The organism is Uliginosibacterium gangwonense DSM 18521 (genome assembly GCF_000373965.1).
In the GTDB taxonomy this organism is placed as follows: Bacteria; Pseudomonadota; Gammaproteobacteria; order Burkholderiales; family Rhodocyclaceae; genus Uliginosibacterium; species Uliginosibacterium gangwonense.
On sequence record NZ_KB892838.1, the window covers coordinates 83,822 to 105,617 of the forward strand.

At 56.8% G+C, this 21,796-nt stretch carries 17 protein-coding genes; 4 read left to right on the top strand and 13 right to left on the bottom strand.

Annotation, left to right across the window (positions count from 1 at the left end; genetic code table 11):
- Nucleotide 1 precedes the first annotated feature (1 nt).
- The 7 genes from truA to aroC form a co-directional block, all read right to left on the bottom strand.
- Nucleotides 2-802, bottom strand: coding sequence for a tRNA pseudouridine(38-40) synthase TruA (truA, locus tag B145_RS0107765; RefSeq protein WP_018606428.1), 801 nt, complete (start codon nucleotides 800-802; stop codon nucleotides 2-4).
- Complete coding sequence (locus B145_RS27340; protein ID WP_157288318.1) at nucleotides 796-1,320, bottom strand: hypothetical protein; 525 nt, start codon at nucleotides 1,318-1,320, stop codon at nucleotides 796-798. Before B145_RS27340 ends, truA begins: the two co-directional genes overlap by 7 nt.
- 109 nt (nucleotides 1,321-1,429) lie before the next feature.
- Complete coding sequence (locus tag B145_RS0107775) at nucleotides 1,430-4,357, bottom strand: motility hub landmark protein FimV (RefSeq protein WP_018606431.1); 2,928 nt, start codon at nucleotides 4,355-4,357, stop codon at nucleotides 1,430-1,432.
- 295 nt (nucleotides 4,358-4,652) lie between these two features.
- The gene (asd, locus tag B145_RS0107780; RefSeq protein ID WP_018606433.1) at nucleotides 4,653-5,780 is read right to left on the bottom strand and encodes an aspartate-semialdehyde dehydrogenase; all 1,128 of its coding nucleotides are present in this window, start codon (nucleotides 5,778-5,780) and stop codon (nucleotides 4,653-4,655) included.
- 219 nt (nucleotides 5,781-5,999) lie between these two features.
- Nucleotides 6,000-7,061, bottom strand: coding sequence for a 3-isopropylmalate dehydrogenase (leuB, locus tag B145_RS0107785; RefSeq protein WP_018606434.1), 1,062 nt, complete (start codon nucleotides 7,059-7,061; stop codon nucleotides 6,000-6,002).
- Nucleotides 7,062-7,183: 122 nt separating this feature from the next.
- On the bottom strand, nucleotides 7,184-8,338 hold the full coding sequence (locus tag B145_RS0107790; protein WP_018606435.1) for an MFS transporter: 1,155 nt from the start codon (nucleotides 8,336-8,338) through the stop codon (nucleotides 7,184-7,186).
- A 24-nt stretch (nucleotides 8,339-8,362) separates the two neighbouring features.
- Nucleotides 8,363-9,496 (bottom strand): chorismate synthase, encoded by a 1,134-nt coding sequence (gene aroC, locus B145_RS0107795; protein ID WP_018606436.1) that lies wholly within the window; start codon nucleotides 9,494-9,496, stop codon nucleotides 8,363-8,365.
- A gap of 127 nt (nucleotides 9,497-9,623) precedes the next feature.
- Here aroC and B145_RS0107800 point away from each other — a divergent pair, with 127 nt between their 5' ends.
- Complete coding sequence (locus B145_RS0107800; RefSeq protein WP_018606437.1) at nucleotides 9,624-10,469, top strand: class I SAM-dependent methyltransferase; 846 nt, start codon at nucleotides 9,624-9,626, stop codon at nucleotides 10,467-10,469.
- Here B145_RS0107800 and B145_RS0107805 read toward each other — a convergent pair.
- From B145_RS0107805 to B145_RS0107815, 3 genes are all read right to left on the bottom strand, one after another.
- Nucleotides 10,466-11,503, bottom strand: a complete 1,038-nt coding sequence (locus B145_RS0107805) for a LacI family DNA-binding transcriptional regulator (RefSeq protein ID WP_018606438.1) — start codon at nucleotides 11,501-11,503, stop codon at nucleotides 10,466-10,468. The genes B145_RS0107800 and B145_RS0107805 overlap by 4 nt on opposite strands.
- 221 nt (nucleotides 11,504-11,724) lie before the next feature.
- Nucleotides 11,725-12,366, bottom strand: a complete 642-nt coding sequence (locus B145_RS24830; RefSeq protein WP_018606439.1) for a glycine zipper 2TM domain-containing protein — start codon at nucleotides 12,364-12,366, stop codon at nucleotides 11,725-11,727.
- Nucleotides 12,367-12,521: 155 nt separating this feature from the next.
- Nucleotides 12,522-13,433 carry a DMT family transporter gene (locus tag B145_RS0107815; protein WP_157288319.1) on the bottom strand — a complete coding sequence of 304 codons (912 nt, stop codon included), beginning with the start codon at nucleotides 13,431-13,433 and terminating at the stop codon, nucleotides 12,522-12,524.
- A 290-nt stretch (nucleotides 13,434-13,723) separates the two neighbouring features.
- On the opposite strand from B145_RS0107815, the gene B145_RS0107820 reads away from it, so the two are divergent.
- The 3 genes from B145_RS0107820 (at nucleotide 13,724) to B145_RS0107830 (ending at nucleotide 16,872) form a co-directional block, all read left to right on the top strand.
- Nucleotides 13,724-14,020, top strand: a complete 297-nt coding sequence (locus tag B145_RS0107820) for a hypothetical protein (protein ID WP_018606441.1) — start codon at nucleotides 13,724-13,726, stop codon at nucleotides 14,018-14,020.
- A 121-nt stretch (nucleotides 14,021-14,141) separates the two neighbouring features.
- Entirely contained in the window at nucleotides 14,142-15,185 is a 1,044-nt protein-coding gene (locus B145_RS0107825; protein ID WP_018606442.1) for an endonuclease/exonuclease/phosphatase family protein, read from the top strand.
- 112 nt (nucleotides 15,186-15,297) lie between these two features.
- The gene (locus tag B145_RS0107830; RefSeq protein ID WP_018606443.1) at nucleotides 15,298-16,872 is read left to right on the top strand and encodes a peptide chain release factor 3; all 1,575 of its coding nucleotides are present in this window, start codon (nucleotides 15,298-15,300) and stop codon (nucleotides 16,870-16,872) included.
- Here B145_RS0107830 and B145_RS0107835 read toward each other — a convergent pair.
- The 3 genes from B145_RS0107835 to B145_RS0107845 all read right to left on the bottom strand — a co-directional run bounded on the left by B145_RS0107835 (nucleotide 16,866) and on the right by B145_RS0107845 (nucleotide 21,786).
- On the bottom strand, nucleotides 16,866-19,445 hold the full coding sequence (locus tag B145_RS0107835) for a sensor histidine kinase (RefSeq protein ID WP_018606444.1): 2,580 nt from the start codon (nucleotides 19,443-19,445) through the stop codon (nucleotides 16,866-16,868). The two genes, B145_RS0107830 and B145_RS0107835, sit on opposite strands and share 7 nt — an antisense overlap.
- Nucleotides 19,446-19,508: 63 nt before the next feature.
- Nucleotides 19,509-20,486 (bottom strand): sensor histidine kinase, encoded by a 978-nt coding sequence (locus B145_RS24835; protein WP_425425568.1) that lies wholly within the window; start codon nucleotides 20,484-20,486, stop codon nucleotides 19,509-19,511.
- A gap of 139 nt (nucleotides 20,487-20,625) precedes the next feature.
- Nucleotides 20,626-21,786, bottom strand: a complete 1,161-nt coding sequence (locus B145_RS0107845) for an FIST signal transduction protein (RefSeq protein ID WP_018606446.1) — start codon at nucleotides 21,784-21,786, stop codon at nucleotides 20,626-20,628.
- Nucleotides 21,787-21,796 lie beyond the last annotated feature (10 nt).

Genomic DNA, 21,796 nt, shown 5'->3' on the forward strand with positions numbered 1-21,796 from the left:
CTCACAAAGATGAGGGCAGAAACAGGGGCGCGATGATACGCCCATCCCCTGGCAAGTTCCACCGAGGTGGATAGCTTACACCACACAGGTAGAGGCCATCGGGCGAAAATGTGGGGGGGGCGTATTTGCGGTTCTTTGCCGCCATCAGCTCAGGCATCCAATCCGCATGCTGCTCCCCTTTGCCGATATGGACAAGGGCGCCAACCAGATTACGAATCATGTGGTGCAAAAAAGCGTTCGCCTCAAAATCAAAGATCACCCAGTCCTGACAGGCTTCAACGCGTGCATCCGACATTGTGCGGATCGGGGACTTGGCTTGGCAGGCTGCCGCACGGAAGCTGGAAAAATCATGTTCCCCCAGCAGGTATTGCGCCGCTGCAGCCATCTCCTCCACATCCAGGGACGCATGAAACCACCCTACCCGGCCATGCAAGATGGCAGGCCGTACAGGACGATTCAAAAGCAGGTAACGATAACGCCGTGTTTGTGCTGAAAAACGGGCATGGAAAGAATCATCCACCTCTTGCGCCCAATTGACCGAAATCCCCGCAGGCAAGTTGGCGTTCACGCCGCGAACCCAGGCCGTCAAGGGGCGTGGCACATCCACATCAAAGTGGGCGACTTGGGCTGAGGCATGTACCCCTGTGTCTGTCCTCCCTGCACAGATCACCTCTATCGGGCCCGCAGCAATCACACCCAGCGCATGTTGCAACGCGTCTTGCACCGTGCGCCCATGAGGCTGGGTCTGCCACCCTTCAAAACCCGTGCCGCAATATTCGACACCCAGGGCGATTCTCACCACATCCCTACCCCAATTATCATCAACAAAAATCCAGCCACCCAAATGCGATCAACACTCGACATGGGGTAGATCTCACACTGCACGATCACGGCCTCTTCGCTAGAGCCCGATGCAGAATGCAAAAGCCCTCGCCAATCCAGATCGTTCTCTTCCACATAATCCAGCACCAACCGCAAGCGGATCGCCAATTTCTCACGCGCCAGCCCCAGGTATTTGAATGGCCAACTCAAAGCATACAGGCTACCTACCCAAGCATCTGGATTCAGCTGTTCCTTAAGCAGCGCAACCACCGCCGCCACACTCATCAAGCGCAATAAGGGGGGGAGCGCCAACATCAGGCCGTCGTAGGTCGGGCTGAATGCCTGCAATGCAGGAATAACCTGAATGCCCGGCGTCTGCCAAGCAAAGAGAGTACAGATGGCCAAGGCCACAAACTTCAGACGCCGTAGCACCTTAAGCCAGTGTCTATACGCCCAGGCAAGTGCTGCAAGACACAGCACCAGGGTGAAGATGAACAAAGGCCAAGCCTCGCTCACCTGGACAAGATATATAAAAAAAAACCCGGCCATTACAAAAACGGCCGGATGTCTGTTTGAGAAGAAATTCCGTAGCACTATCGAGCCGCGATCAAGCTCCCAAGCGCTGCAAAATTGCTCTCGCTTCATCTTTCTGCGTAGCGTTACCGTCAGCGACCACTTCTTCAAGCAGCTCCCGGGCACCTTCAACATCGCCCATTTCCTCGTAAGCATGGGCCAGTTCCAGTTTTGTACCGATTTCGTCACCCACATCAAGATCATCACCCAGATCAGGCAGGTCAACGGTCGCCGGAGTCTGTGCGCTCACTACAGAAGCAGCAGCCGGTGCGCCAGAAGCACGAAGGTCAACGCCAGATAGATCCAGCGCAGGTTTGTGCTCTTCTTCACCCAACTCGAAATCAAAATCAAGCAAGCTTCCTTCGAAATTGGTCTTTTCCAGATCAACTTCTGCGAACTTGCTTTGATGGGCACTTTCGATCCCCACATCCATATCATCCTGCTCACCGCCCAGTGACGGCAGCTTGATGTTTGCGGAAGGCGGTTCAAAAGCGTGTTCGGCCGGCAACGAGGCGGCCACGCCACCCGTTTGATCCGCGCTGTCGTCAAAACCGATATCAAACTCAAGCGGTATTTCAGCAGCAGGAGACGCTACCGGAACCTCGGGTGCGGGAGCGGCTGCAGCCGGTTGAGCCGGAACCTTCCGTGGTTCAATGCGGGTCGGTTGCTCCTCAACCTCAGCGGAATCCAGATCCAAATTGAAATCCAGATTGAGAGAATCAGGCACAGAGGCGGTCCCGACTTGCGACAGATCTACCACAGGCATCTCACCTGGGCCCGCAGTCGTGTTGATTTGGTCAATCTCGCCAGGCACCGTCCAAGTCGAACGCATCTGCGAGACATTGTTCGTCCCGAAGGTGACAGGCCCTGCTGCCGCTGCGGCTGCTTCCACTGCCTGTGCAACAGGCGCGGGGGCTGCTGCAGGCGGAGGAGGAACAACGGCGGCAGCTGGCGCCGCTACCGGAGCGGATTGGGAACGAAACAAGGGGTTATTGGGATCCAGTTGAATCCCCAAGGCCACTGCCTTGGCCCAATCATCACCCACCCCGTTCGTGCGGGTGTGCAATTCGGCGGCGATGTTCTCGAACTGCTTCAGGCTACGCCGTTGAGCGTAGATTTCGAGCAGCTTGATGTAGATCGCGTTGCGGTTGGGGTCAGTCTTCAATGCGTCCAGCAGGATTTCCTCTGCCTGGGCATCGCGGCCATAGGCCATGTAGACATCGGCTTCAGCAACCGGATCAACCCCTTCATCTGCATCAATAGACGCCATGCCAGACTGACTGAAATCGGTATGCAGCAGGCTGGTGCCACCTGTATCAATGGTTTGACCCACTGCACTACCGAACACGGAGTTTGGGCTTGCCGTCGAAACCTCGCTCAACTGACTCAGATCAGTGCTTTTGCGGCGCTTACGAGCCTTCAGCCATACGAACAGAATCGCCAGGATCGCCAGCGCCCCACCCCCAGCAATCGGGATGTAGGGGATATCGCTTTCCGGCTCCGGTGGGGGCGGAGGTGTGATCGGTTTAGCCTTGGGCGTAACAGCAGGAGCCGAAGCTGCCACTTCTGCCGGAGCAGACGCGGTGGCATCCACAGCAGCAGGCTCCGATGCACTCACCACAGCAGGTGCAGAGTCTGCAGTCGCCGCAGCAGCAGAGGCTTCCACTACCGGGGGCTTGTTGGCATCCGTTGCCGCAGTGGTCACTGGGGGTGATTCCACTGCAGGCGCCTGTGCATCCTTACCCTTCTTGCCCTTGGCAGCTGCGGCCTTTATGGCCTCATCCGCCTTGCGCTGGGCATCGGCCATATCCTGATTCTTCAGATCGATAAGCTTCTTCAGCTCTGTAATATTCTTATCGAGATCCTTAATGCGGGAATTGGCTTCCTTGAGTTCCTTATCACGTGTCGCCAGCGTATCTTGCAGAGCCTGAACGCGGGCCTTGGAACCGGCATCATCCGTTACAGGGGAAGAATTGGCAGCCTTGGCCGTCTGCGTGGAGGTGACCTTGACCTTATCCTTTTGCGCAGTCTGGGCAGGAACCTTGTCTTCAACCTTGGGTTCTACCTTGCCAGAAGAAGCCTGATTGGCAGCAGTTTCCTTTGCTGGGGCGGCTGCAGCACTGCTCGCCACCTTCTGCTGATAGTCCTCGAAATTGGAGGCTTTGAGGACAACCTTGCGAGCCTGCCGAGGACTAACCTGTTTGGCCTCTTCCGCGTCAGGAACATGCAAAACCCGGCCGGTACGCAGACGATTGATGTTGCCGCCCATAAAAGCCTGCGCATTGGCTTTGTAGAGCGCTGCAATCATCTGCTCTTGGCTGATCTCAACCGGTTTGACCTCGGCCGCGATCTTGGAGAGTGTATCCCCACGTCTGACGGTGTAGGCCCCACCACTTTCCGCGGGCGGAGCTTTGCGCTCTGCTTCTGGCTCAGGTGTTGCAGCAGCGGCGGCTGTTGTCGAGCTGGGAGGCGGCGTTTCCTTTTCCTTGCGGGCAGCCCGACGTTTCTCAGCAGCAGTCAAGGGTTTGGCGACTGGCTGGTCGACTGCCAGGATGGGGCTCTGCCCTGCTGGCTGCTCCTGCGTGGGGTCAAGCAAGAAGGTGTATTCGCGCAGCAAGCGCCCACCTGCCCAGTTCAGCTCCACCAGCATATCCACGAAGGGTTCGTTGATCGGCTTGGACGAGAGGATGCGCAGCACGGCCCCCTTGCCAGAGCGCTTCTCAACCGACATTCGAACGGCAGAAAACACGCTGGAGTATTCGATATTGGCTCGTTGATAAGCCTCCAACGAAGCTATCTTGGCCGACATCGACTCAAGTTCATCTCCCGAAGCGGAGATCTCGATTTCCGCCCGTAAAGGCTGCCCCAAGGCGCTCAACACATTGATGCGGCCAAGTCCTGCAGCGCCAGCGCCCCCGGAGAAGGCCAACATCATCGCTGCAATCAAAGAGCTACGAAGCATTGGTGTTTTCATATTTATTACGAATGGTGCCGACAGCAACCACCGTCTCTTAAAGTTAGAGATGTAAGATCAAAATAACATCAACAAGTTATCGTCGCAAGCTAATGCTTTTCATGAGTATCGCCAGCCGACAAACGAGCACTCATAAATACAACAGCCCCCTCAAAACAATATCGGCCTGCCAGACAAAGGCTTGAACCTAAGCATGGCAGACCGACTGATTCTGTACAAATGGCGAAAATACACAAGGGCAGCCGACAATCGGCTTCCCTGCAGCCCGCATGAACACTGGAAATCAGGCTTCCAGCAGTATCCTCAGCATGCGACGCAAGGGTTCTGCTGCCCCCCAGAGCAACTGATCCCCCACCGTGAAGGCAGCAAGATAGTCATTACCCATAGCCATTTTGTGCAGACGACCTATGGGCACATGCAGTCGCCCGGTCACCGCATTGGGCGCCAATTCACGCTCGGAACGCTCACGTTCATTGGGAACGACCTGCACCCAATCATTCGCGTTGGCGATGATCTCGGTGATCTCATCCAACGGCACATCCTTGCGTAGCTTGATAGTCAGCGCCTGACTATGGCAACGCATGGCGCCAATGCGCACGCACAAACCATCAATCGGCACGCTGCCAGGGGTACGGAAAGCGGGCTTCCCTAAAATTTTGTTACATTCTGCCCCGCCCTTCCACTCTTCCTTGCTCTGGCCGTGCTCGTAGGGCACGTCAATCCAGGGGATCAGGCTGCCTGCCAGTGGCACGCCACGGAAGTTCTGTACCGGCATTTCAGCAGAACGCATGGTTTCGGCCACTTTGCGGTCGATTTCCAGAATCGCAGAGGCCGGATCAGCCAACAAATCGGCCACTGATTCATGAATCTTGCCCATCTGGGCAATCAGTTCGCGCATGTTCTGCGCACCCGCGCCAGAAGCTGCCTGATAGGTCATGGACGTTGCCCATTCGACCATATCGTTCTGGAACAGACCGCCGAGCGCCATCAGCATCAGGCTGACAGTGCAGTTGCCGCCTACGTAGTTCTTGACGCCATGACTCAAGCCATCCTTGATGACATTGAGGTTAACCGGGTCGAGCACGATGATCGCATCGTCCTTCATGCGCAGCGAAGAAGCCGCGTCAATCCAGTACCCTTGCCAGCCAGCCGAACGCAGCTTGGGGAAGATCTCATTGGTGTAGTCGCCACCCTGACAGGTGATGATCACATCCATCTGCCGCAGGTCATCAATGGACTTGGCATCCTTGAGCGCAGGCACATCACGGCCAATATCCGGGCCTTTGCCGCCGATGCTGGATGTGGTGAAAAACACAGGGTCAATCAGTGCAAAGTCGCCTTCCTCACGCATGCGCTGCATGAGCACAGAGCCGACCATGCCGCGCCAGCCAACAATACCTACTCGCTTCATTTTGATTACCTTTGACAGAACCGCCTCCGCTTGGATTTCGCCCTGTCTCCGTCGCCGCGGAGACATAAGCGACGAGGCAGGACTAAACCGTAGTGGTGGTTTTTTTGGTCGTAGTGGTAGTGAACGTAGTAGCGACGGACACGACGCGAGCAGCCCCCTCCGCAGTGCGGATGGTGCGTGCAGCGATCATGTTCGTGTCCAGTCGCATTCCAGTTCCTATCAGAGGGCGGCGATTACCGCATCACCCATTTCACGCGTGCCGACACGCTTGCAGCCATCTTCCCAAATGTCGCCCGTGCGCAAACCCTGGGCCAGCACCTTCTTGACAGCATTTTCAATGCGTACAGCAGCAGCTTCGTTGTTGAAACTATACCGCAACATCATCGCAGCGGAAAGAATCGTCGCCAGGGGGTTGGCAATGCCCTTGCCAGCGATATCCGGGGCCGACCCGTGGCTCGGCTCATACATGCCCTTGTTGTTCTCGTCCAGCGAGGCCGAGGGCAGCATGCCGATGGAACCGGTGAGCATGGAGGCTTCGTCCGAAAGAATGTCGCCAAAGATATTGCCAGTCACCACCACGTCAAATTGCTTGGGCGCACGCACCAGTTGCATGGCAGCGTTATCGACCAGCATGTGCGACAGGGTCACGTCCGGGTACTCGGCAGACAGCTCGATCATCACGTCACGCCACAGCTGAGTGGTTTCCAGCACATTCATCTTGTCGACCGAGCAGACCTTCTTGCCGCGCTTGCGGGCGGCTTCAAAGGCGACACGGCCGATGCGGCGGATTTCGTCTTCGTTGTAGATCATGGTGTTGCGACCCACGCGCTTGCCATCCTCGATGGTGATGCCGCGCGGCTCACCAAAATAGATGTCACCGGTGAGTTCACGCACGATCAGGATGTCCAGCCCGGACACCACTTCCGGCTTGAGCGAGGAGGCATTGGCCAGTTCCGGGTACAGAATGGCCGGACGCAGGTTGGCGAACAGGTTCAGATCCTTGCGGATGCCCAGCAGACCACGCTCGGGACGTTGCGGGCGGGGCAACACGTCCCACTTCGGGCCACCCACGGCGCCAAGCAGCACTGCGTCAGCAGCGCGGGCCAGTTTCTGCGTTGCTTCCGGATAGGGGGAGCCGGTGGCATCTACCGCACAGCCGCCAAGCTGAGCGTATTCCAGCTCCAGCTTTACACCGTCGCTTCTCAGCGCTTCGAGTACACGCACCGCTTCAGCGATGATCTCAACACCAATCCCGTCACCGGGCAGAACACAGATCTTCATCAATCAGTCCCATGCAAGGTTGTGATTCAACATGATCAGCCTGTTTTGGCTGATGCCAGCGAATTTTGGATTATAACGCCGATTCCCAGCCCCGCGCCCGCACTTGCTCGCCGATGCACAAATCATGCATTGGCGCTGGCACGCGGCCGGGCAATCTGCCAATACACAATGCCTGCGAGTAAAGCCAGAGCAGAGCTGAAGGAAAAGCTCCAGCCCGCGCCAATCCGATCCCACATCGCGCCGCTGAGTGCTGAGCCAATGATTCCGCCCAAACCCGAGCAGATGCTGCCGTAAAACGCCTGCCCCTGCCCCTGATGCTGCTCGCCAAAGCGGCGATGCACCACGCTGATGGCCGATACATGGCAAGCGCCAAAAGTAATGCCGTGCATGCATTGTGCAAGTGCCATCACCAAAGGCCACTCAGTACACCAGCCGATCACCAGAAACCGCACAATGGCGCAGATAAACGCGAACGAAAAAATCCAGTGCACCGGGAAACGAGCCAACAGGCGTGGGCTCATCATCATCACGATGATTTCAACAATCACGCCCAGTGTCCACATCACACCTATCACGGATTTACTGTAGCCTGCGGCGGCAAGGTGGATGGAGTAGAACACGTTGAGCGTGCCATGTGCCGCTGTCATCAGCATACAAGCGGCAAACACACCCATCACCTCTCTTTGCCGCAGAATCGCCAACACACCCCCAGCATGCGCCTCACGGCGAGAGGATGTGATTTTGATCTCGGGGAGCATCCATGCAAAAAATAGGGAGATCACCAAGAGGCCCATCGTGCCCCAGTACACAGAATTGATGCTGGCGCGCTCCAGCCACCAGCCCATGCCCAGCACCAGCACAATGAAGCCAAATGAGCCCCAGGCACGCACCCCGCCATAGCGCCAGGGCTCGTCACGCAGGTGTGCAAGCGTCAGCGCCTCGGTGATCGGTTGTTGGCAAGACCAGAAGAAACCCGCCAGCCCGAGCGCCAACGCCATGGCAGGCAGGCTGTGCGAAGGCATCACCAGGGCATAGCCCAGCAGTGTCATACAGGCGGATATTTTCACCACCTGTAAACGCTTGCCGGTACGGTCAGCCACCCAGCCGCTGACGTTGGGCGCAAAGACCCGGGTGAACTGGTAGATGGAGGTCAGCAAACCAATTTGTGCAGCACCAAAGCCACGGTGCTGCAAAAACAGGCTGAAGTAAGGGGTGTGTATGCCAAAAAAAGCGTAATAGAAAAAATAGAATGCTATCAGCCGACTATAAGGAGACATGTCTGAACCCACCGCCGATCATATTCAATCACGCGGGCTGGGAATCTCCTGCTCAGCATTGGGTGCCAAGCCGGCAATTGCGGGCACCTGCACCTTCACATCGGCGCATTGCGCACGGTGGCGCAAGGCATGCTCGACCAGCACCAGCGCCAGCATCGCCTCGGCAATCGGGGTGGCGCGGATACCCACACAGGGGTCATGCCGCCCAGTGGTCATCATCAGGATAGGGTTACCTGCCCGGTCAATCGAGCGACGCTCTTGTGGGATGGAGGAAGTCGGTTTGATGGCCACAGACACCCGCAGGTCTTGCCCGGTGGAAATGCCACCCAGCACCCCGCCTGCGTGATTGGACAAAAAGCCTTCCGGCGACAGTTCGTCGCCATGCACAGTGCCACGCTGGGCGACACAGCCAAAGCCATCGCCAATTTCCACGCCCTTGACGGCGTTGATGCCCATCATCGCGTAAGCAATATCCGCATCCAGCCGATCAAATACCGGCTCACCCCAACCAGCAGGCACACCACTGGCGACCACCTCAATGCGGGCGCCAATGGAATCCCGCTCGGCGCGAATCTGGTCCATGTAGGCTTCCAGTTGCGGCACGATCTGCGCATTCGGGGCAAAAAAAGCGTTCTGCCCCACCTCATCCCAGCTCAGGAAGGGGATCTTGATCTCGCCCAACTGGCTCATGTACCCACGGATCACGATGCCATAGCGCTCACGCAACCACTTTTTGGCGACTGCGCCAGCCGCCACCCGGACAGCGGTCTCGCGGGCGGAAGAACGGCCCCCGCCGCGATAATCACGCACGCCGTATTTGTGTTCATAGGCGTAATCAGCATGGCCAGGGCGGAAGGTGTTCGCAATCTTGGAGTAATCACCGCTGCGCTGATCCTGATTGCGGATCAGCAGGGCAATCGGGGTTCCGGTGGTTTTACCCTCAAACACACCAGAGAGAATCTCGACCGTATCGGGCTCTTTGCGCTGGGTCACGTGGCGGGAAGTACCGGGCCTGCGGCGATCCAGTTCCAGCTGGATGTCTGCCTCAGTCAGCGCCAGCCCCGGTGGGCAGCCATCAACAACGCAGCCAATGGCAGGGCCATGCGACTCACCGAAAGAAGTCACGGAAAAAAGAGAGCCGAAAATACTTCCAGACATCGAGACCACCGCCAGCGCAAGATTGTTAGGCCTTGAATTCTAACATGTTCCGGCAACGCACTTGAGGGATAGCCATCCAAGCCCCGGCAGCGTGCGATAATTCACGGATTATCAGGTAGCCCCGATCATGAATAAAACCTACGAAGTCCGCCCCGAGCAATCTGTTGAGCTGCTCAAAGAACTGCACATCCTGACCCGCGACGGCAAGATGAATCAGGACAGCCGCCGCAAGCTCAAGCAGGTCTATCACCTGTTCCAGTTTATCGAGCCCCTGCTCCAAGCCGTGGCCGAGGATCACCCGGATATCAGCCTTGTTGACCATGGCGCGGGCAAATCCTATCTGGGGTTCATCCTCTATGACCTGTTTTTCAAACTGGTGGCACGCCAAGGACACATCTGGGGGATCGAAACCAGGGAGGAACTCGTCACCCGTTCACGCGAATTGGCCACGCGGCTGGGCTTTGACGGCATGAGCTTTTTGAATCTTTCGGTTGCAGACTCAATCGAATCCCAAGCGCTTCCGCCACAAATCGACATCGTCACGGCGCTACACGCTTGCAACACTGCCACAGACGATGCCATCCGCTTTGCACTTGCACGCAAGGCTCACTTCATTGTGCTCGTTCCATGCTGCCAGGCAGAAGTTGCTGCCGAATTGCGCAAGACCAAAGGTGCTGCCGTGGGTAAATCGGCGCTCGCCGAACTCTGGCGCCACCCCATTCATACCCGCGAATTTGGCAGCCACCTCACCAACGTACTGCGTTGCCTGCAACTCGAAGCACACGGCTATCAGGTCACTGTGACTGAATTGGTCGGCTGGGAACACTCGATGAAAAACGAACTCATCATCGCCAGCTACAAGAATCAGCCACGCGCCCAGGCGGCCAAGCGCCTGGAAACGCTGCTGATAGAAACGGGGCTGGAAGCGCTGGCCGAGCGCTTCTTTACGAACAAGCCAACAATTGCAGATTAGCCTGCGGTACTGCGCCGTACCACCAAAGTATGGCGCAGCAGCTCGTTGTCATCCTCGTTGCTACGCTCAGGCACCGTGCCAAATCCCCTCTCCACCATCCCAACCAGCTTTCTGACCGCATTGCAGCCAAGCTGGCGGGCATCCTGCTCCAACGTAGTCAGGGGTGGGAAAAAGAAAGCGCTTTCTGGAAGATTGTCGACACCAATGACGGCAACATCTTCAGGGATACGAATCCCCTGCTCATGTGCCTTGAGCATCGCCCCCAACGCTACCTGATCATTACAGGCAAACAAGGCATCCATACCCGGATAATTCTCCAGCAACTGGCTAAACGCCTCATACCCTGCAGCGGCCTGCCAACTCTGGGCGATCACGCAAGCCTCCTGGGGAGCTGGCATTTTCGCCTGTAGCAATGCGTCCCCCCAAGCCCGCCTCCGGCTTTCTGCCGACCACCAGCCATCAGGGCCAGAGATGTGGGCAATCCGTTGCCGCCCGAGGCTCAAAAGGTGCTCAGTGGCAATCTTGCCCGCGTAGTAGTGGTCGAAACTCACGGTTTTGATCGTCGCACGCGGGCGCACATTCAAAAACAGCAAAGGGATCTTCAATTCCAGCATCCCGGCCTGCTCCAGCCAAGCGTAGCTACGATCCACTTCAGGGATGGTCCACAAAATCCCTTCGCATTGCAGATCCTGCAGCGCCAGCAGAACCTGGCGAACCGAATCTATATCGCCGGATTCCAGCTCTTTCATGATCAGGGCATAGCCCATTTCATCTGCCGTTGTGGCAGCCCCGGAGTAAGACCGCGTACTGACGTAATTGCGGTTACGCCCCACGATGCCCAGGGTAAAGCTGCGCCCACGCGAGAGCTGGCGTGCTGCCATGTTGGGACGGAAATCCAGTTCATCAATGGCCGCCTGAACACGCTGACGTGTTTCAGGTAGCACCTTGTCGCTCCCGTTCACCACTCTTGAGACGGTTTGCTTGGACACCCCGGCCAATAACGCCACGTCGGAAATGGTTGCACGTCGATTCAAAAAACACCTCCACCTGTGCGCGCAAATCGGCACATACAATGAGATCTGCGCGGATATAAATAATTTTTAAGTATGTACGGTCATGCCACTACAAAACAACCTGCCATACCCAAAAAGCACTCGTTTATAGGTAAATATCGGTAACATCTCAATGCAAAACGGGGCTAGTCACTCAAACCAGCCCCGTTGAACAATCCGCCCCTGGATGGGGGAAGTGTCGACTAGCGATGATGCCAGTAAGGACCACCGCCCCAATAGCGATGAAAACCCCACCCTATACCAAAGTACACTGGCGGTTCGATGTAGACGGGGGCGGGACGATAAACAACCACAGGATCATCCTGCACGATTGTCACGGTTTGGCTGGGTCTGACCACGGTGGTCTGCGTTTCGGGCACAGAGGCGCCTTCCACACTGACCCGGACCGGTACCCATTCACCAGGATCGTTTGCCATGCGTGTGGTATAACGCTGCCCCGCGTATTCATAGGTCACGTCATAACCCACTGCGCGCTGCTCGCTGCTGTTGGTCACTTCGCAGCGACGCACTGTTTGCACATCCGAACGGGCATCATCCACACTGCTGCCAGCGGTTGCCCCCAGCACGGCTCCTGCGGCAGTCGCCGCAACGTTGCCGCTGCCACGGCCAAAAGAGTTGCCCAGTAGCGCACCAAATATTCCGCCAATGACAGCACCACCGTGCCCATTCGGCTGGCGCACCACGGTTTCCTCTGTCCAGCAACTCCGTTGGGGCGATGTAACCTGCGCCACAACCGGCACACTGGAAATCACATGTCCATACTCCGCTGCCTGTGCACTGATGGCCGAAACAGCAAGTGCACAACCCAGGATCAGGTATTTCATGCTAAGCCTCACTTTCGGGTCAACCCGGTTATTGATCTGCTGGAACCGTTCCCCGTCGACTCATTTAGAGTCTAGCTTCAAACAACTTGGATGTTTAGAGTATTAACGCATGAGTACGTTCGCAGGAGCACACACCCGCATCACGAAAGATTGTTTCAAACCGTAACGGCCTTTGCCGCAGCTGGTTTGGGCGCTGTATTGATCACGGCAACAGCGCCTAATATCAACATGGCGGCCAGGGCTTCTGACCAGCCAGGGCGCTCGCCAAGAAAAACAGCACCCGAGGCCACGCCCACCAACGGAGTCAGCAGCGAGGATAGTGACGACACAGAGACGGGCACCAGCATTACTAGGCGATTCCAAGCCCAATTGCATAACATGAAGGTCACGCCAGCGCTGAACAACACAGCGAACAGAGCACTTGCGCTTGGCATATGAGAAGGTATTCCATCTACAATCACCGCAGCAGGCAACAGCGGTAAGCCCCCAAGTAAAAGCATCCAGGCAGTCATCACGCCCGCATCCAGGGGCAAAGACCAGCGTTTCATCATCACCACTCCACAGGCCCACACCAGCGCAGCGGCGAGCATCAAAATCACCCCGATTGGCGCATGTACCAGATCCAGCGCCTCGCGTCCGAGCAGAACAGCCACCCCGCAGCACCCCAACAACAGCGCCACAGCGCGCCGCACACTCATCATGTCATGCAGCATCCAGATGGACAGCGGTACACACCACAGTGGCATTGTGTAAGCCAGCAAGGCTGCCTTGCCCGAAGGGAGGTAAAGCACCCCGTAGGTGGAGAGCACATTCCAGATCAGAATATTGAAAAGCGCGAGCACCGATAGGCGCAACCAGTGCTTCCTGGGTACAACGAGAGACACACCCTGCAAGCGGGTCAAGAGCATGAGGCAAGCGCCCCCCATGACCGCCGATACCCCCCGGATAGTTAGGGGAGGAATTTCGTAAACAGCATGCTTGATGACTGTCCAGCTCACCCCCCAGCCCAGTACAACAATCATCAACAGGAAAAGCCCAGCCCGAGGCATGGATTGACGAGAAATCATGAGAACGATCACATCCAAAAACAGCAAAGTGCGCAGTGTAGCGCGAAGTCGCCACACGGCTGGGGAAAACCACACAGCAGCCAATTGGGCATGCAGGAATATCCTTATTTGTTGCCCAAATGCAGTACTACCATACTAGACGTCAGGATTTGCTGTTGCTGTATCAGTGCCCGCCAACACCCAATCAACTATTTCCAAAGAGGTATAGGCCACATTGCATCAGGTTCCTCCTTGTTTTGATCAAAACCACCTAGATATATGACAAAAGAAATTCTGCTTCGGAGCCTGCCATGAAACGAATTGTTCTTCTTGCCTTCTGGCTTCTTGCCACCCTGGTCGCCTGCTCACAAGGCAGCAGCCAATCAATCGGGGGCACCTATCTGCACAAGGGGAATTCCGAAACGATTGAACTGAATGCAGATGGGAGCTGCGTGCTGCATCAGGATGGTCGTGAATATCGCGGTACATTCCAAAAGCAGGACAACACCCTGCAGCTTGAACTTGGCATCAGCATGTCCCTCAAGTTCAACATCCAGGACAATGAATTAATTGATGAAAAAGGCGAACACTGGGCCCGAAAACCCTGACGGTCGCGCTTTTGAATAGCCAGCCTGGAGCGGTTTCTATAGAGTAGGCGCAGTCAGACAGGTGTCTGGCTGCATGCCTATCCATCATCATTTGATGATGGCACCGCCAAGGAATTCTGCCATGCCTTTGCAGCTTGATGAGCGCGGTACCGCACCGCAATGGACCACCCTGCAGGTCGCCAATCTGAACCTGCTCAACTTTGCCGCCCCAGGGCATGCGTTCTATGCCAATGACAAACCTTATGAGGCCGCAGAGTACGCCCATAAAGTGACCTGGGTCGGGGAGCAACTCAAGCGGCTGAATGCAGATATTGCCTGCTTTGAAGAAATCTGGGACGAATCTGCGCTTTTTGATGCTGTCAGTGCCTCTGGGCTGCATTATGCCCATGTGACCGTTCCTGGCGCAGAGCAAGGCGCCCATGGCACGCCCCGCGTAGGATTGGCTACACGACTGAAACTGCTGTCCTGCAAATCGCTCACCACTTTCCCCGCTGGTATGGGTGTGGAGATTCCAGAAATCGGCCTGATCGAGCAGTATGAGCGTCCTGTGCTCCACGCCACGCTGCAAACCCGCAAAGGCACCGAGGTTCACATACTGGTCGTGCACCTGAAATCCAAGCGGCCTAAATTCCTGATTGATGCCCAAGGCAATGCACTTGAAGATCGTAACGATCCACGCGTTGCCGCACGTGCAGCACTACGCTCTCTGATCATGCGGGGCGCCGAGAGTGCCGCATTGCGTGTCAAGGTGTATGAGTTGCTCAAAGGCTCGCCGACACCGCTGATCCTGGCGGGAGACCTGAACGACGAGCCTGAATCTGTAACCTCCCAGATCATCGCTGCCACCTCGATCGTCGCCTTTGACCGCAGTGCCCGCGATGTGGCCCTCTGGCATGCACGTGATGTGCAGACGGGGCAGGCCCTCAGTCACGATGTCGGCTATAGCCATATCCACCAGGGCAACCCCGAAGTGCTCGACCAGATCTGGGTCTCGGAAGAATTTGTAGCCGGCAGCCGCTATGCCATGGGAGATGTGCGCCGGGTCGATTATTTTAACGATCACCTCAACGAAGGGCACGACCGCCGCCGTTCGGATCATGGCTTCGTGCGAGCCTTGCTGCGCCTGCGTGAAACAGACGCTGCCCTATTCGCGCGCCCAGAGTAATGGGGTCAGGCCACCGCCACTTGCAGCAAGATCACGCGCTGGTTCTCAGTCAGAGCATCCGTATTGTCGGCCAAGGCCGTATAATCCGCCCCTTGTCCGAAAGCTGCATGCTATGACCACCCTCGAACACGAACTTTCGCGTCGTCGCACCTTTGCGATCATTTCCCACCCTGACGCGGGGAAAACCACGCTGACCGAAAAGCTGCTTTGGTTCGGCGGCGCCATCCAGGTCGCCGGTGAAGTGCGCGCCCGCAAGGCAGCACGTCACGCCACATCTGACTGGATGGAGCTGGAAAAACAACGCGGGATTTCCGTCACCTCATCGGTGATGCAGTTCCCTTACCGCGACGCGATCATCAACCTGCTCGACACTCCGGGGCACGAAGACTTCTCGGAAGATACCTACCGGACACTGACTGCGGTCGACTCCGCCGTGATGGTGATCGACTCGGTCAATGGCGTTGAATCACAGACCATCAAGCTACTCAGCGTCTGTCGCCTGCGCGACACGCCCATTCTGACCTTCATCAACAAGCTCGACCGTGAAGGCCGTGAGCCCATTGAGTTGCTGGACGAAATTGAGTCGGTGCTGGGGATGCAGTGCGCCCCGATGACTTGGCCCATCGGCATGGGCAAACGCTTCCGTGGGGTGTACCACCTCTACAGTGACAAGATTTTCTTCTTCGATCCGCATGCTGAAAAAGGCACCTCGGAAATCATTGAAGGGCTGGTTAACCCACGTCTGGACGAACTGATCGGTGATCAGGCCGAAGAACTTCGCATCGAGGTCGAACTGGTGCGGGGCGCCTCGCATACCTTTGACAAGGACGCCTACCTCACCGGCAAGCAGACCCCCGTGTTCTTTGGCTCCGGGGTGAACAATTTCGGGGTGCAATCGGTGCTGGACGCCATCGTCGATCTCTCCCCCGCTCCGCTGGCCCGCCCTGCGGAAAGCCGTCGAGTGGAGCCCAACGAGGGCAAGTTCTCTGGCTTTGTCTTCAAGATCCAGGCCAACATGGATCCCAAACACCGCGACCGGATTGCATTCTTGCGTGTGTGTTCCGGGCGTTTTGAACGCGGCATGAAGATCAAGCAGGTGTCCCAAGGCAAAACGATGGCCATCAACAACGCCATTACTTTCATGGCGCAAGACCGCAATACCACTGATGAAGCCTGGGCCGGCGACATCATCGGGATTCCCAACCACGGCACGATCCGCCTGGGGGACGCCTTCACGGAAGGGGAAGACCTCAAATTCACCGGCATTCCCTCTTTTGCCCCGGAGCTTTTCCGCCGCGCCCAGATCAAGAATCCGCTGAAGATGAAGCAGTTGCAAAAAGGGCTGCAACAGCTTGCGGAAGAAGGCGCGACCCAACTCTTCAAACCCTTGGCTGGGAACGATCTGATTCTGGGGGCAGTCGGGATGCTGCAGTTTGACGTGGTAACCCACCGCCTGGAAAACGAGTACGGCGTCGAAGTCGTCTTTGAACACTGTACCTGGGTGACTGCACGCTGGTTACGCGGCAAGGATGAAGACATCAAGGCCTTGCTCGACAAGGCACCTGCCAACATGGCACTGGATGGCTCGGGCGACTATGTCTACCTCGCCCCGAACCGGGTCAATCTACAAATGGCCCAGGAACGCCATCCGAACGTGACCTTCCTGGAAACCCGCGAAATCTACTGATTCTGCGCAGAAAGCGTCGCCGCAGGACCTGCTTGCAAGGGATCGATCCGGGCAGGCAGGTCCACACTGAACGTGGAGCCTTTCCCCACCGCAGAAACCAGATGGATATGCCCATCCATCAGGGTTGTGAGCTTGAGCACCAACGAGAGCCCCAATCCGGTTCCCCCCTTGTCACGCTGGGTTTTCCCCCCTACCCCGCCAAACTTCTCAAATACAGCTTTTTGATCCTGCGGAGCAATCCCGCAGCCGGTATCTGTTACAGCAAAACACACCCGCTGATCATCCCCACTGACTTTCAGGCGGACATAGCCAGCCTCGGTGAACTTGATCGCGTTGTTGATGAGGTTGTTGAGGATCTGGCGCAGTCGCAGGCTATCCAGAATCAGGGTTTCCGGCACACGTTCATCCAGCATCAGATCCAGTGTCACACCCTTTGAGTGGGCGTGTGTCTGGTGGGCATGCAGCACATCCATCAGGAAAGTAGCCAATGGGAAGGGCTCTACGTGCAGCACCATCTTGCCAGACTCCACCTTGACCATATCCAGCAGATCATTCACCACCCCTAATAGGTGCTTGCCGGAATTCTTGATCGTGACAACGTGCTCAAGTTGCGTCGGGTCGGAGAGGTCCATCTCCAGCAATTCGGCAAAACCCAGAATCCCATTCAACGGGGTGCGCAGTTCGTGCGACACGGTTGCCAGAAATTCCGTCTTGATCTGGTTGGCTTCCTCTGCCTTGGCACGTGCGTCCTTCAGGCGTCGGAAGGAATCTTCCACGCTGTTGGCCATGCGGTTGAGCGCCTGGGCAAGCTGCCCCATTTCATCCAGCGAGCGAACCTGGAAGCGTTGAGTCAGGTCCCCCGCCTCAAAACGGCTGATTCCCTGAACCAGCTCTGCAATGTGACGCACCAAAAAGCCTGCCACCCAGACGGCAATACCAATCACCAATACCACCATCAGCAAGGTTGCCCCTGCCAATGACCTTGTCATCTCCCGCATGGATTGATCCACCATATCGAGCAAGCCCTGGCGATCTCTACGGAAGGCTTGGTCCTTCTCCTGGATCGTCTGGTTGATCTGCCGCGCAGACTCTGTTGCCGCGTGGTGGAAGTCCTCGACATTCGCGCCAATGGTCACAAACCCAAACCCCTGTGGCGAGTTGGCATACTGACCCGTGTTGTACGGAATGGCCGCCGCCGTGGTGAGTTTGTGCAAACCGCTGAAGAAGATTTCGAACGAGCCCGAACCGCCCTTCTCCGTCAATTGATTCCAACCGGCACATTGCGGCGAAAAATTCAAATACCGGCAATCCAGGCCAATCGTGCCTGCCACCAACATTTGAGGGGCCGCCTGACGCTGTAACGATTGTCCGGCAAACGGCTTGAGCTGGCGCGAAAACTCGCGCCAGGGCTTTTTGGACGCCTGCCAGCTTGCGTAGGTTTGCTGGTCCAGCCAGGGGGCGACCTCCTCGCCCGTGGCCGGGTCGTAGCCGGGGATCATGTAATCGCGCGGATGTGCAATTGCGCGGCTGTTGTGATCCCAGATGAACGCGTAGTTGCCTGATGTGGCATCAATGATTGAAGCATAACGCTCGCTGGTGGGCCTGATGCGGTCGGTAAACTGGCGGATATGGTCATGATCCAGGGCCAGGGTCACATACCCGATGATCTTCCCGGCGCGTACAACCGGCGTCCCCCAGCGGACGATACCCCTGAAACGCTTCCCAACCGGATTCTCGGTCCCCGCATAGGCAGACTTCTCAGGTTCGTACGCAATATGCGCTTTTTTTGCGGCCTCTGGTGTGTACGGGCCTACCACATGGCTGCCCACGTAGGCCCCCATCACGTCGGACACATAGATCTGCCCAGGTTTGAGGCGTTGTAGTTCCGGCCAATAATGCTCTGCCTTCACAAAGGTGTTCTGCCGCACAGTCACATCGCGCAAACCTGGCTGCATGAGATCGCCATGCGTTACCTTGACCCGTTCCATGCCATGCAGATCAATGAAGGTAATCTCAACATACAGGGGCTGAAGCGACATCTCCCCCAGATATTCCGGTGGCCGGGCGTGGAAGGCCTTGGCGTTATCGGGCAAAGCCTGCTTGGGGTCTGCCGCCAAGGCTCTATCCGCCACCTTGGGCTTGACCGCTTCCCAATGCCGACCATCGGCGGCAAGTTTCCAGGCCCCGTGCATATACTGGGGGCGCACCCGATTGGCAATGAAATTGCGGAAGCTTGTTTCCGTGGGCTCCAGTTGGGCGGCAAGCAAAACATCCGCATCCCGCTCGTACAAAAAGTTGGCAATGGCCCGTGCAGTATCTGTCGTCAGCCGCTCGATGGATTCGCGCGAACGATCATCCAATGCCTGGATCGCATCTCCGGTGACCTTGTCCCCCACCTGGCGGATCGTGCCGACCATGTTGTCAGCCATGCCTGCAGCGCGCACGCCCAATTTGCTGCCCAGGTGGCTAGCCACCGACCATGCCATCCAAGCCAGCAATACCAAAGGCACCACCTTGATGACAACAAAGATCAGGATCAGTTTGGCACGCAGGCCCAAGGTGCGAAAACTCATCAAACTCCCATGCCTCAGTATGTTGAGGTGCTATTGTTGTTGAACTCTAGGTGTTCCACGCATTCAACGTGGCACAATAATCTCGACTACCGCGCCCCCATCCCGGTGGTTACGCGCCTTGATCTGCCCGCCATGCTGCAACACTATCTCCCGGGCGATGGCCAACCCCAGGCCTACGCCACCGGCACCCGTCTTGGTGCGACTACTCTGCATGAATTTGTCGAAAATCAGCTCTTCCTCACCACTTGGAATCCCCGGACCTTGATCTTTGATTGCCAGACGCAAGGCTGGACGCATGGCCTTGGCATCCCCAGGCAAAAACGCTTCATCCAGCATCACTTCCAGCACACCACCCTTGGGCGAATACTTGATCGCATTGGAATACACGTTCAGCACCACCCGCAAGAAGCGTTCCGCCTCCACGCAGGCGTGGGTATCCAGGGTGGATACCCTGTGCTCCAGCCTAAGCTGTTTTGCTTCGATCAGGATACCAAGTTCGCTCTCAACCCGCGACACCAAACCCACGACATCACAAGGTATGGCCTGAGGACGAGAGGGCGCGGCCTCCAGCCTGGCAATGTCCAACAGATCCATCACCAGACTGCTCAGACGAGTGCTGCTCTGATGAATGCGCTCAAAATAATTCTTGAGTTTTTCAAGGCCCGCCGTATCGATGCGCTCCATGCCCAAACAGGCATAGGAAATAATTGCGTGCAAGGGCGTTCTGAATTCATGCGACATATTCGCTAGAAACTCACTTTTGAGCGCATTGGCGCGCTCGGCAATTTCCTTGGCGTGGATCACATCAGCAGTCTGGGCCGCCACCAGTTCCGAGAGATGATCGCGGTGGCGACGCACCTCAGCCTCGGAACACCGCAATGAGATGTGCGCGGCTTTCAGCTCCTCAATCAAGGCCTGCTGGCGGGCCTGCTCTTGCTCCAGTTCGAACTTTGCCTGTTGCAAGGCACGGTTAACCTTCTCATTCTCTGCCAATGCCGTGCGTAACTCGGCAGTGCGCTTATGCACTTGTTCTTCAAGCATCACCGTGGTCTGAAACAGGTTGAAATCAGACCCCTGCAGGCTGGTACTACGCTCGGCCCTATCTATCAGCACCCGCACCACCTTACCCAGACGCACGCACTCGGCCTTGAGCCGATTCAGTTCTTCTGTCTCCACGGGTTCAAGCGGTTCTATCACACACCTTCTCCGCAAGCGATCCAATTGCAACCCCTGTCAAAGTCTGATTGATGTGCACGCCCCGATATTGTTCACCGAAGGTACATAACCCCGCCACCGAGTTATCCCGGTACAGTTTCTGGATCACGTCTGCAAAAGGATGGCGCTCCACCTCCAGGCGACGCAGCACACACTCGCAGCCCAGTATCAGCAGCGGCGCCCCAATTCTTTCACGAATCTGCCCAAAACACTGCGTCAGGTTCTCAACCATATCCGCACCATGGGCAACGCGTAGTACAACCCCTTCCTCAATGGCGCAGAAAAATTTCAGGCTTTTGTCGGGCAGCACTCGTTGGATGGATCGTACATAATGGTTGTTACCGATGTTGACTACGACGGGCCTGTCGGCAAACAGGCTGGCGCAGACATCCCCCGCGCTGACACCAACACAGCGGGCATATTCTTCAACAGCAGGCAGGCCATTGAACTCCCGCACGATTCGATGCTTTTCATCCGCTTCGGTCACAACCAGGCGCTCTTCACCAGGGATGAAATGTTGGGTCATGAAAATCTCGAATGGCAACGCTGTCGCAACTGCCAGCACAGCCACGGTATCGCGGCAAAACGCCCCCTCCACAAACACCATGGCGCGTTCAAAATGCAAATTATCACCCACTGAGCCGCCCACTAAGGGAATGGGGCCCAATGCCCCCTGGATCAGACGAGTCACCACTTCCTCGCGCACCGACAGCCCGTCGATCAACTGGAAGGCAAATGTGTTGCTCACATTGACAGGCGCCACCTGCTTTTCCAATTGCTGGCGCAGGCTATTCACCATTTGTTGCGCCTGGGCCGTGCTAAAGTCTTGCAAACCTTCCATATGGGCGCTCGCCACCTTGCAGGTCTGCACAGGGAATCCGATGCCCACCAGCGATTGCGTTTGCCCATAGGCCAAGGGCCCCAGGCTGCCCGCCGAAGTCCCCCCTAACACGGAAATGCCCTTGAAGCGCTGATTGATCTCCGCGGCTAAAGTGTCCAGATCGTAAGCGCTGGAGCAAAAGAACAGCAGCAAAGCCAGGTCGGTGCCAGCAAAGCCCTCATGAATTTCACGCACCGCCTCGCGCGCATCGGGCGAGCAGGACTGAACGGTACGAAAAGCCTGCATGGGTGTTGTC